An 11838-nucleotide genomic window follows, 5' to 3' on the forward strand; every position below is an offset into this window, starting at 1 on the left:
GACGCCTAGCAAAAATCGCAAGACGTAGAACTGGGTTGGCGTGGTGACGAACAGGGTCGCGGCCGAGATGACCGCCCACGTAATCATGATGCGGCTGATCCACACACGTGCGCCAAAACGGTGCATCAAGACATTACTGGGGACTTCAAAAAAGAAATAACCGATGAAGAAAATACCCGCGCCCAGTCCGTAGACCGTGTCACTGAAGTGTAGGTCGTTGAGCATTTGCAGCTTCGCAAAGCCGACGTTGACGCGGTCGAGATAGGCAGCGACGTAGCAGAGAAATAAAAACGGCAGGAGGCGCCAGGTGACTTTGGCGTAAGCGAGGGATTCCAGTTTGTCCCGGTCGGCGGCAGGATTCAGCGTTGTAGCGTTCATGTGTCTCTAATTGCTGTGGGATTTTTCAACGCACGCCGGCCGTTACCACGGAGGTTGCCAGGCCGGCGCGCGATTGACAGCATACTGAAAGAATCGACTTTGCGCTGCTAAACTTCGTCGCACATGCAACGGCCGATGCCCGTGGTTGACCGTCCTGGTACACATCCTTGTGGCGCCGGGAATTAAGTCATCGTAGTGTCACGAGGGTGCAAGACCGGGCTGGCAGAATGACACAGAGAGATAAAAAAACACGTGTACGGGGTGAGCGTGACCAGAAAATACAAGGTGCTGTTTCTCTGCCGAGAGAATTCAGCACGCAGCATCATGGCCGAAGCTTTACTGCGAGAACTGGCTGGACACCGGTTCGACGCATTTAGCGCGGGGCCGGAGCCGGCCGCGCGGGTTCATCCCATTGCGGTCGCGCAATTGCGGCCCGGTATTTCGGACCTCGGGGCGCTCAGTCCGAAAAGCTGGCTGGAGTTCACGGGCGAATGGGCACCGCGGATGGATCTCGTCATCGCGCTCGACGCGTGCGTTGCCGGGCATCATGCGCCACTCTTTCCGGGGGAGCCTTCGTTGTGTCATTGGACATTTGCCGATCCGCTCGCCGACGACATGCCCGAGCCGGAGCGTGTCCGTTTGTTCGATAAAGTGTTCTGGCAAATCGTGCGGCAGGTCAGCACCTTCATCGAATTGCCGCAGTATGCGGCGGCGCGGGAGGTTGCCGCGCGCGTCGAGTCGCCGGCTTGTGTGAGCGACGTGTTGTGAGCATCCCCGGCGTTTCATCCGGCTGAGCGACGCCAGACGCGAAACGCGGGGCTGCGTTTTCACTGCGCGGTTTTCGGCGGAGTCATCGGATCGTTGGGCGACATCGCGTGCATGCCGGTGTCGCCCGAGTCCATCATTTTCGATGTGTTCCCGGGCCACATTGCTAGCGGGCTGGTGGCCGGGTCGCCGTGATACGTCATACCTGCCGTAGCGGCGCCGTGGGCGTTACCCCCACCGGTGCCACCCTGGCCGTTGCCGCCCCCTTGTGCGTAGGCTCCACCGCAAGCCATTGAAAGAGCGGCGGTAGCGAGCATGATATTAAGCGTGGAATTGCGCATGATATTTCTCCTTGCGAACTCATCGGGCATTGGGGTCGCTGCCCGTTATTTCGGCATCAGCACTTTGTCGACCACCATGATGACGCCGTTGCTTTGATAGACGTCGTAGGTGGAGATGTCCGCGGTGTGGCCCGCCGCGTCGGCGACGACGATATTGCGCGGTCCGTTTTCCGTGAAGGTGAGCATCTCGCCGTTGACGGTCTTGATCGACGCCTTACCGCCGCCAGCCCTGATTGCCGAGTCCAGCTTGCTGAAGTCGTAACGGCCGGGGAGTACGTGATAGGTGAGAATGCTGGTGAGCGTCGCCTTGTTTTCAGGCTTGACGAGCGTGTCGACCGTGCCGGCGGGCAGCGCCGCAAACGCTTCGTTGGTCGGTGCGAAAACGGTGAACGGACCCGGACTCCTGAGTGTGTCGACGAGACCGGCCGCTTTGACCGCGGCGACGAGCGTGGTGTGATCGGCGGAGTTGACTGCGTTGTCGACGATGTCCTTGCTGGGGAGCATCGCCTGTCCGCCCACCATGACGGTTTCACCTGCAGCGAATACGCTGGAGGCGGCAATCGATAAAGCAGCGGCGGCAAAACCCCATTTCCCTTTCATGACCGGTCTCCTGACGATGCAGCGCGTTATTGCGTTGCTCTGACCGGATATACGGCCGGCTCAGGTGTCTGGATGCAAACCGGCAGGGCACAGCTTGTCTTCGCCAGCGTAAGCGGCGCCAGCACGCTCGCGTCGACGAACGTGCCAAACCTGCTGTTGCCATCAGGAAAGTAAGGGGTGATGCCTTTGTGCTAGCGGCTTAACAATCAGACGGCTTAGCGGTTGTTTTGGCGCGCAAGCGGGCTACCTGCGAACGGGTCGTTGACCCAATCCACCTGTTTTCTCGGCTGCGGGGCGGGTGCCGGCGTGGCCGACAATTCGAAGTGGTCAATTGATTGACCTGCGCTAATTGCCTGTTTAAGCCATTGGGGCATTTCACCCTGGCCGTCCCAGCTATCGCCTGTTGCGCTGCGGTAGCGCGCGTTCTTTTGCCCCTTCGGTTCGGCCGCCAGCACGGCGGCGAGGTCTTCTGGTTTGATGCCAAACTCTTCCATGCGATGGCGGAGATACGCAATCATGCTATCTCGCTTCCTTTCGTCCATAAAATATTCGTCCTTCTAAAGCGTCCGGCGTTCTGTGAATCACAGACTGCAAGGGGAAGCCGCGAAAGCATTGAACCCATGTAAATGGGGCCCGCTCGCGGTGAGGTTATTGATCGAAGGAAATCCTACTGGCAGCGTCAAATAACGATGCCCCATAAATTGTGTTACTGCCTATACCCGGCCAGGCCGCCTAGACGGCTGGCCGCGCCAATCAGTGAATATCCGGGCGCTCCGCCGCGCAGCAGGTATGGCTGGATAAGCCCTACGGCCGCTTTGGAAAAAACGATGATAACGATGCACTGATTGCGAATGGCCGGTCTCATGCCCACGCTCCGTCTCTCGTCGGTGCCTCGCGCGGGTCTGATTTTGTGTGTTATTCCAGCATCATAACGCACTGTTCGAGTAAAGCACGCGCCAGCCGGACTGATTTTGTTGTCGGCGGTCACAGATCGGGCGACGATCGGCGCCGCCAACCCAGCCGCCACCGCCGGGATTGAAATCCTGGGTGGCCGACCTATAACGAAACAGCAGAGCAACACTCTGCGTTTCCAGCCTGGTGGCGACCGCTTCCGGCAAGCCGCGCGTGCGCGCCCGACATCGGTTTCAGGTTTGGCAACTATTTACTCATTTAGTTCGGTGACTCGCCGCAGCAGTCCCGCATAGGCATTCGCCCGTCCCGCCCATCAGGTCAATTGGGTCGCATGACGTTTTTTCGCGGATCAATTCTTTTTCGAGGGGATGAAAGCTGCTGCGCCGGATTCGAGGAGTCTGGACATGAAACTACGTTTGTTGATGGCGCTGGCAAGCGCCGCGCTCTTTCTGGCACCGGGCACAGCCGGCGCACTGGACAGCCAGCAGGATGAAGCGGTGTCGGGCCGGGCGCTGATGCAGCAGAACGCGAACGAATCGGCGCAAGACACGACCGACATGTCGTTTAGTGAAAGTGGGCGCACCATGATGCCGGCCGCTCAACCGGTGCAGAACGTTTCCTATGGGGGTGTGGCTGCAGGCGCGACGGAAGCGGGAGGCCGACAGGAACGGCCGTGCTCTTCCGGGCCGCAATGCAGGGTCTATTTTGGTCAATAGCCAACTGGCCGCTCAGGAGGCGGTGGGGGAGCCGCGCGCACCGCCTCGAATGCATTCGCGCACGGCACCCTGATCGAAATACCCCCACGCCCGACTGCAATTTTACGGAGTGGTCAGCGGGCGTTTTAATACGATGGTAAGGTGTGTTCCGTTCCGGTTTTCACCCACTGTTTGTTCCGATCGCAATCATAAGCAGGCCAATACCGCCTGCTTTTTTATTCGTGATTTGCTGCTCGTGAATTGATTAGTCCGGCGTGACTGCTCCAATCCCACTCGTTGTTTAGTAACTCGCAAACAATACTATGCTGATGGAAGATAATCTGCCGGCGGGCACTGCCTCGCCGGACGATGGCGCCTCGTCGTCCCTACGTTCGTGGCTCGCTGTTGTGGCCGTTGCAATCGGTGCATTCGCATTCGTGACCACGGAGTTTTTGCCCGTTGGACTGCTGCCGCGCATCGCGGCAGATCTGGGCGTACTGCCGGGCACCGCTGGATTGATGGTCACCGTGCCGGGTGTGATTGCCGCCATCTCCGCGCCCGGTTTGATGCTGGTGGCCGGGAGAATGGATCGCCGGCGTGTATTTCTGTTGCTCACAGCCTTGCTGCTGGCGTCGAATCTGATATCCGCCTTTGCGCCTGATTTCCTGTTCATGCTGCTCGGACGCGCGCTGCTCGGCGCGGCTTTGGGCGGATTCTGGACCCTGGCGACGGCGGCATCGGGGCGCCTTGTACAGCCGAAGGATTCGGCCAAGGCCATGGCGACGATCCTGACCGGCGTGACCTGTGCGACGGTGATCGGCGTGCCGCTCGGCACGCTCATTGCCAGCTTCGCGTCATGGCGTGCTTCGTTTATGGCAACCGGCGTACTTGTCGCGATCGCGCTCGTGGCTCAGTTCGTCTTCGTGCCGTCCTTGCCGTCGACAGCCGCATTGCGGCTGCACGATCTGGTGGCGTTGCTGCGCCGGCCGCATCCGCGCAGAAGCATGCTGATGGTGGCGCTCGTATTCGGCGCGCATTTTTCTTCGTACACGTACATCACGCCGTTCCTGCTGCGTAACGCGAGTTTCACGATGTCGACGATTACGTGGTTGCTGCTCGGCTTCGGCATTATTGGTTTCATCTCGAACTTCGCCGTTTCGTCGACGGTCACGCGTAACCTGAAAACGTCGGTGGGCACGATGGTTTCTCTGCTCATGTTCGCGCTGCTAGCCATGCCGCTGTTGCAACGTTCGTCGATCGGTGTGATCGCGCTTGTCCTTGCGTGGGGTATTTCTTTTGGCGCGTTGCCGCTGTGCTTCAGCATCTGGATTCAGCGCGCCACGCCGGATTCGCCGGAAGCGGGCTCGGCGCTGTTTGTCAGCATCATCCAGGTTGCGATCGCACTCGGGTCGCTCATTGGTGGCGTCGTGGTCGACCATGTCGGTATTTCCGCGGACTTTCTCTTCGGCAGCGGTTTGGCGCTGCTTGGGCTCGCGGCGCTCGCGAGTTTTGGGCGCAGCGAGCAGAAGGTGGCCGCCGGATCGATAGCGTGTCCGGCGTGTACTGATTAGCGCTGCGAAATTGACATGCGACCTGCATCGTTGTTAAGTATTTACAGGTATGGCGGACTCCCCGCGGCACATAGGCGCAACCAAAGGGGGCGCATTGGCTTTCGGGGATTTTTCGTTATACGATTGGAATGCGTGGCTAGATAGCGTCCGCAATCATGCCGCCTCGTCAAATCCGCCGGCGAACAGGTATTCGTCACCGACTGTCTCTGCTTATCCTGTCGTATCCGAGGGCGTCCGGAAAATGAACTCTCAGATTCTCGTGTCTGCGACGCAAGGAGCAGGTGTGTCCCCATCGATCGTCGGCGGCGACAGCGGAAGAGCGGATTCGATCACCCGGGCCATGTCGACGGCCGACGCGTTTGCCTGTCTGGCGACGTCCATTTCTGCAGATGCCGCTCGGCGTGCTCATGCATTGCATTTGAAAGCCGACCCTGAAGTACTGCACAAGCTTCGCGTCGCGCTGCGCCGTTTGCGTTCGCTCTGGTGGGCGTATAGGCCACTACTCGATAAGAAGGACTCCGCGCTGCAGCGTGGCGAGTTCAAATCCCTGGCCAACGCCGCAGGTAAAACTCGCGACTGGGATATCCTGCGCGACCTGCTTGCAGCGGACCGGTCGATGCAACACACGTTTGCCGCAGTTCTCGAGTCTGTGGACGAGCATCGTGCCGACGCGCTGTCGTTCAGTCGAAGAACAATCGGGAACGCCGGCGTCGAGCAGATACTCCAGCTCGCACTGACAGGTGCCCGACACCAATTGGATTCTTCGGCCATCCGCCCTGCGCTAGCCTGGTTTGCCGAGGACCGTGTGGTATCCGCCGAGAAAGCACTGAAGAAGCGGGTGAGGCGAGTGATATCGGATAAAGATTCAGGGTACGTTGCGCTGCATGAAGTGCGCATCGCAGGGAAGAGGCTGCGATATCTGCTGGAGTTCTTTACGCCGGTTCTCGATGGCAGTCATCAGGCCACCATCGAGCGCCTGACGTCGGTGCAGGACGAACTCGGGACGCTCAACGACCTCGTCACGAGCGAAACCTTGCTTCGGGAGTATTCGTTCCAGCTCGGTGCGCCAAAGGTGATCAAAGCGGCCGTCGGATATCTGCAGGACCAGAAGAAACATCACATGCACCACGTGCACGAGATATTGCGCACCGCATGGTAGCCGTTCCGCCGCAGCCCCGTCACACCCCCCATTTAGACTTATCTCCTGGCTTTCGAAGAGAGGGGGCGCGCATTCGAATGCAGGCGCTTATAGTGGAGCCATTGGCGCCCGAGGGCGAGCTTCCTGTTCAGTACCGACGCATTTGACGGGGGACGGCAATATGACTGCTAATTCTGGTTTGGCTTACGACCCGCATGGGCAGGCGCCTGGTTCGTTGCTGACGCTGGTCGAATTTCTCGAACTCTCGCTGGATGAGGGCGAGTGCGTTGTCATGATGCGCCGCGATACGAGCGTTTGTGCTGTCTACATCGGCCACCCGGCGGACGAGGACAACGCGTTGACGAGTCATGGAACCATTGCGGTGGACGTGGCTGACGAGATACTCGAGCTGACGCAGGCCGGCGTCAACCGGATAACGGTTGGTGACCAGACGTACCGTTTTGTTCGAAGCTTCACGCACATCGATGACGTTGGCGCCGTGATCTTTTCTCCTGCGTAAGCCTGCGAGCAACCGGTCATCCTGCTTTCGGGGCGCGGAGAGGCGCCGGCGCGAGCCGCACTGTTCGCCTCGTCATGTGTTGCATTGTCACAATCAATTGATATACAGGAGGCGCAATCCGAGCAGGAGGTTGATTTGGACGTTCGAAAGTCAGTGTTACACGTCGAAAGTGCAACGAAGCACCCGTTTGAGCGTTGCTTCGTCGACCTTGGTGGGCATTCTCCGGAACGAGCCCTTACCGTACTCACTGCAGCGGTGCATGCTGCTCAACGCGAAATGAATGCGTTTGTCTGGATTACAGAAGCACTTCCCGGTGCGACTCTGAAGCCCGCCTTGGCATTCGGTACAGTGGGAGAGCTGTATCGGTCATACACCCGACCCGCTGAACTTGGGCGCCTGATAGGCGTCTTGCGTACCTGACCAACGTCTGGCGCGACGTCGTTGAAGCTTACACGCCGTTAACCAGGCAAGGCCTGAGTCCCTCATTGGCTGTCCGTCGTTGCGCGCGTAAGTTTGCGCTCGCAACGCTCAAGAAGTTGCTCTTGCAGGCCGTTATCTTGACGGTCTGACGGACTCGAGGCCATACATGGCAAAGTCGCACCCCAATCGCTCACACAGCGGGCCGCCAAGGCAACGTGAAACCATCACGCTCGCAGGATTGACCTTCAGGCAAGAATTCGCCCGCAAAGCTTTCACTGTAATTTCAGTGGCTTTCATTCTCTCGGCGATCGGCATGAACACGTTTCTGGCTCACCGCCAGACGCACGAGCAGGAGAACTCACTCAGCACGCTGCGGGAATCCGGTCGACTGAAACATGACCTCGACCAGGTTCAGCAGATCATGCTCGACGAACACGGCGAACTCTACACGCTGATTAGCACCCGTCCGTTTTACAAGCGCGCTGCCTACAGCTTTCCGATTTCTACGCTTCTCGAATTGACGGGCGATGCACGCGTCGGCTGTCATGGACGCGGAGATTGCGTCTCGCGCCTGAGCGAACTCGATGAAATGATGCGAAAGCTCGGCGACCGCAGCAATGCATTGGCGAGACAGGTCAACCAGCGTCCTGGAAGCATTGGCCTCGGAGACCCGGCGTTGGGTGAGATCGATGCTTACTTCTATAGCGTTCTCGAGCACGTCGTCGATGTGCGTATGGAAACCGATGCCACGCTCGACTCCGTTGTCAGTCAGTCTTCGTCGGACGCAAAGCGGGTGTCCGCTGCGCTGCTCGCGAGCGGGTTGACGGCTGCGGCGCTGCTGCTTGGTCTGATACGGTGGAACGATCGAATCGCGAGACGGCTTGGAGCGGCGCTACGTCTGGCTGACGGAGCACGTGCCAGGTATCAGCGGTTTTTTGATGAGCATCCGCTGCCAATCTGGATATACGACAATCAGTCGCTGAGCATTGTCGCGGTCAATGGCGCCGCGCAGCGGACCTTTGGGTATCAGGAGGCCGAACTGCTCAAGATGTCGTTGGGCGATGTCCATCCCGCGGACGAATTTATCCGTCTGAAGGAGGTCTTCCAGTCAAAGCCCGGCGCCACATCCGGTGAGACGCAGGCAGTCGGCGTCTGGGTTCATCAGACCCGGTCTGGCGAGCGCAGGTCCATGGACGTTCACCATCTGAATGTTTCGTTTGAAGGTCGCGCTGCCACGATGTCCGTCATGGTGGACGTCACGCTTGAAATGGTCGCCAAAGCCGAACTGTTTGAATCCAAGCAGACGCTTGAGTACGTGCTCGACCACATTCCCCAGGGTATTGCATGGAAGGACGCCAGGCACCGCTACGTTGGCGGCAATGAGATCTATGCGCGCGATGCCGGTTTGCCATCGCGGGACGCCCTGATTGGTTTGAGCGACCACGATTTGCGTTGGGGCGACGATGCGAACGCGGTACAGGTCGAAGATGTCCAGGTCATGTCGCGTGAACTCACCCGACGCCATTTCGAGCGTAGAGCCATAGCCGTGGATGGCACGGAAGTGTGGATTTCCGAAACCAAGCTCCCGTTGGAGGACCAGAACGGAGCGGTCGTCGGCGTACTGATCGCCTACGAGAACATCACAGCCCGGCGCAAAGCCGAACTGGCGCTGCGTCTTCAAGGCAGGGCAATAGACGCGAGTATCAACGGGATTGTGATTGCCGAGGTACGGCAAGACTTGAACGTCGTGATTTTTGCTAACGCAGCGTTTGAGCGTATCACGGGGTATGCGTCCAGCGACGTGATCGGCGTGGAGTGCGATTCGTTGTTCAGGCTGGCGGGTGAACCCCATAAATGGGCTGAAGTTCGACACGCCATGAGCGGCAATACAGAGGCCAATGTCACGCTGCCCTGTACCCGAAAGAACGGTGAACGGTTCTGGAATAACGTGCTGGTAGCGCCCGTGCGTGATGAGCGAGGGCAGGTGACCCACCATGTGGGTGTCATGAGCGACGTGACAGCGCTGGTGGAGTATCAGGCGCGCCTCGAGCACCAGGCGAGATACGATGCGCTGACGGAACTGCCGAATCGCACCTTGCTTGATGAGCGGCTGGTTGAAACCATTAAACGCGCATCCGAGGCTGGCAGTGAAGTATCGGTCATGTTCCTCGACCTTGACCGCTTCAAGGAGGTCAATGACTCCTTGGGCCATCGTGTAGGTGACACCCTCCTGGCGAGCGTAGCCAGGCGGTTGCAGCGACTGGTCCGGTCAAATGACCTGGTGGCGCGTTACGGTGGAGACGAGTTCATCATCGTTGCCGCGCGTTCAGGCAGCGAGCAGTTAATACCCATGCTTGACCGGCTGATTGCCGCCATGACCGAGCCGTTCTATGCCGGCGAGCGGGAGCTGTATGTGGAGGCCAGCATCGGCGTCGCCACATATCCGCAGGACGGCGCTGATGCCGACACGTTGATTCGCAATGCCGACGCGGCGATGTATCTGGCGAAATCGCACGGGCGGAACGGATATCAGTTTTATCGGCCCGAACTGAATCGAGCCGCGGCCGAACGCTTACACCTGTCAACCCGGCTGCGGCGGGCAGTCAAGGCCAAAACGCTTCAGGTGGCTTATCAACCTCAGATCGACATGGTCACCGGGCGTATCTTCGGCGCTGAAGCGTTGCTGCGCTGGCATGATGCCGAACTCGGTGCGGTCTCGCCGGCCGTGTTCATCCCCATTGCCGAAGAAACGGGCCTGATCCAAGGCATCGGTGAATGGGTGCTCCGAACCGCCTGTCTTCAGGTCAGCAGGTGGCGAGAGCAGGGCCTGCCTCCGATTCGTGTTTCCGTGAACGTTTCCCCGCATCAGTTGGAGCGTTCCGACATCATTGGCGTGGTGCGCGGCGCATTGCACGACGCGGCCTGTCCGGCCGAATTGCTCGAGCTGGAAGTGACGGAAGGGGCGCTGATGCGCAATGCCGATGACGTGGCGCGGGTGCTGCGCGACTTGCGCGAACTCGGCGTCAAAGTCTCCATCGATGATTTCGGCACCGGCTATTCGAGCCTGAGTTATCTGAAGCGCTTCAGTATCGACCGCATCAAGATTGACAAGGTCTTTGTGCATGAGATTGGCCGTGGGACAGAGTACGAAGCGCTGACACTCGCCGTCATCGCCATTGCCGAGGCCCTGAAATTCGATGTGATTGCGGAAGGCGTCGAAACGGACGTGCAGAGGGGATTTCTGGTTGAGCACGGGTGTATCGAAGGACAAGGCTTTCTCTACAGCGCCGCTGTTTCGGGAGAAGCCATTGCAAGCATGCTTCGATTGCCGACTTCACCGAGCTTTCGCGACGCTGTCACATGAGGCAGGTGCCGCGCCTCGCGCTAAATCTCACGGCGATGGCGGAACAACACGTTGGGATGCCTCGCTGTTGTCCTGTTGCGTTTGCGTTCTGGTCGCGACCGGTACGCAAATGTCGTCACCCGCAAACGCCTCGCGCCATACGTAGGGAACGTGACAGGTGCCGTCCGGATTTCTACCTCCCGCGGCATCGGCATTGTCTTCAGCCGCTTGCGTTCGCGTTTGCGGTGTCACGCATATATGGTCGTCTGGTCGAGCCTGGCGCCACACAAAACCCGATAAACACCATCCCGGTGCCGGTGACCAGTACGCCATGTTTGACCAGCCTCCGCAATTGGACGGTTGAAACAGGCCGCCGCTGAAACATGCCTGAACTTCGAAGCTGTAATAGGCTCCGGTATCGATGTTTCCTATGGGTACTTGGCCACCTCGCATCCCGTCGGCCGTCGCGTCATATTTTGGTTGTCCCTGAAATGCGCCTTCCTTGTAGATGCGCAGATTCCAGAAGTCGGCACCTTGCGAGACTCGAGGTGGCCAACTCCAGGCAACCTGGATGGAGTCGCCTTGCAGCACAACTCGAAAGATGTCTGGATTGTCCGCGTTTGCCGCGCTAGCGCAAAAGGCCAGGGTCGCGATTAGCACAACGACAGCATGCCGGGCAGCGGGGCGACGCCGGTTCGTAGGCGCCGGAGAATGGTTTGATGACATAGAACACCTCTCATGCAGACGGCCACAACACCTGCGCCTTCGCCACCCATTGCCCTCAGAGCCCGTCGCACGGATTGGGTGGGAAATCTTCGACAGCATGGTCAATCGGGTCGGGCGGGTAAGCGTAAGCCGCGCCGGCACAGCTAATGAACATGCCGGCTCCGACGAGAACGGCCAGAATCAGGCGTTTGAGTTTCATATGTCCTCCGTTTAGGGTTGCTGCACCCCAATACTGAGACCCGGGCGCAGAAGTCGCCATGGAGGCAAAGTGGAGAAACCATTAACTTGAGAGGGCGAGTTTGAGATTTCGCGACCTGGAACTTGATCCGCGGGAGACCGAAGGGGGCGCGGTCAGTATTTAGGGCGGAACGGAGCGCTCGAAACGTAATGTTCGGGGAGAAGGGTTGATTGTGCGTCAGAATCGGTGGG

General features: G+C 59.0%; 11 protein-coding genes. 6 read left to right on the plus strand and 5 right to left on the minus strand.

From position 1 onward, the window contains the following. Nucleotides 1-378, minus strand: a 378-nt coding sequence (locus tag PQQ96_RS40260) for an MFS transporter (protein WP_408302714.1), incomplete at its 3' end; no start/stop codon positions are given. Between the two features lie 267 nt (nucleotides 379-645). Here PQQ96_RS40260 and PQQ96_RS40265 point away from each other — a divergent pair. Continuing rightward, on the plus strand, nucleotides 646-1146 hold the full coding sequence (locus tag PQQ96_RS40265; RefSeq protein WP_408302716.1) for an arsenate reductase ArsC: 501 nt from the start codon (nucleotides 646-648) through the stop codon (nucleotides 1144-1146). Between the two features lie 59 nt (nucleotides 1147-1205). Here the strand turns inward: PQQ96_RS40265 and PQQ96_RS40270 are convergent, their stop codons facing one another. The 3 genes from PQQ96_RS40270 to PQQ96_RS40280 form a co-directional block, all read right to left on the minus strand. Next, nucleotides 1206-1484: a hypothetical protein gene (locus PQQ96_RS40270; RefSeq protein WP_408302718.1), complete on the minus strand. Its 279-nt coding sequence runs from the start codon at nucleotides 1482-1484 to the stop codon at nucleotides 1206-1208. Between the two features lie 45 nt (nucleotides 1485-1529). After that, the gene (locus PQQ96_RS40275) at nucleotides 1530-2084 is read right to left on the minus strand and encodes a fasciclin domain-containing protein (protein WP_408302720.1); all 555 of its coding nucleotides are present in this window, start codon (nucleotides 2082-2084) and stop codon (nucleotides 1530-1532) included. Nucleotides 2085-2299: 215 nt separating this feature from the next. Continuing rightward, nucleotides 2300-2626 carry an H-NS histone family protein gene (locus PQQ96_RS40280; RefSeq protein WP_408302722.1) on the minus strand — a complete coding sequence of 109 codons (327 nt, stop codon included), beginning with the start codon at nucleotides 2624-2626 and terminating at the stop codon, nucleotides 2300-2302. Nucleotides 2627-3400: 774 nt separating this feature from the next. Between PQQ96_RS40280 and PQQ96_RS40285 the strand changes: the two genes are divergently transcribed. From PQQ96_RS40285 to PQQ96_RS40305, 5 genes are all read left to right on the plus strand, one after another. Continuing rightward, entirely contained in the window at nucleotides 3401-3712 is a 312-nt protein-coding gene (locus PQQ96_RS40285) for a hypothetical protein (protein WP_408302724.1), read from the plus strand. Nucleotides 3713-4014: 302 nt separating this feature from the next. Then, complete coding sequence (locus PQQ96_RS40290) at nucleotides 4015-5262, plus strand: MFS transporter (RefSeq protein ID WP_408302726.1); 1248 nt, start codon at nucleotides 4015-4017, stop codon at nucleotides 5260-5262. Between the two features lie 283 nt (nucleotides 5263-5545). Continuing rightward, nucleotides 5546-6421 carry a CHAD domain-containing protein gene (locus tag PQQ96_RS40295; protein ID WP_408302728.1) on the plus strand — a complete coding sequence of 292 codons (876 nt, stop codon included), beginning with the start codon at nucleotides 5546-5548 and terminating at the stop codon, nucleotides 6419-6421. A 160-nt stretch (nucleotides 6422-6581) separates the two neighbouring features. Next, a complete protein-coding gene (locus PQQ96_RS40300; protein ID WP_408302730.1) occupies nucleotides 6582-6920 on the plus strand; it encodes a hypothetical protein in 339 nt (112 codons plus the stop codon). A gap of 586 nt (nucleotides 6921-7506) precedes the next feature. Then, nucleotides 7507-10704, plus strand: a complete 3198-nt coding sequence (locus PQQ96_RS40305) for a sensor domain-containing protein (RefSeq protein ID WP_408302732.1) — start codon at nucleotides 7507-7509, stop codon at nucleotides 10702-10704. A 760-nt stretch (nucleotides 10705-11464) separates the two neighbouring features. On the opposite strand, the gene PQQ96_RS40310 is transcribed toward PQQ96_RS40305, so the two are convergent. After that, nucleotides 11465-11608: a hypothetical protein gene (locus PQQ96_RS40310; protein ID WP_408302734.1), complete on the minus strand. Its 144-nt coding sequence runs from the start codon at nucleotides 11606-11608 to the stop codon at nucleotides 11465-11467. Between the last annotated feature and the right edge of the window lie 230 nt (nucleotides 11609-11838).

It is taken from the genome of Paraburkholderia sediminicola, from assembly GCF_046027825.1.
Taxonomy (GTDB): domain Bacteria; phylum Pseudomonadota; class Gammaproteobacteria; order Burkholderiales; family Burkholderiaceae; genus Paraburkholderia; species Paraburkholderia sediminicola_D.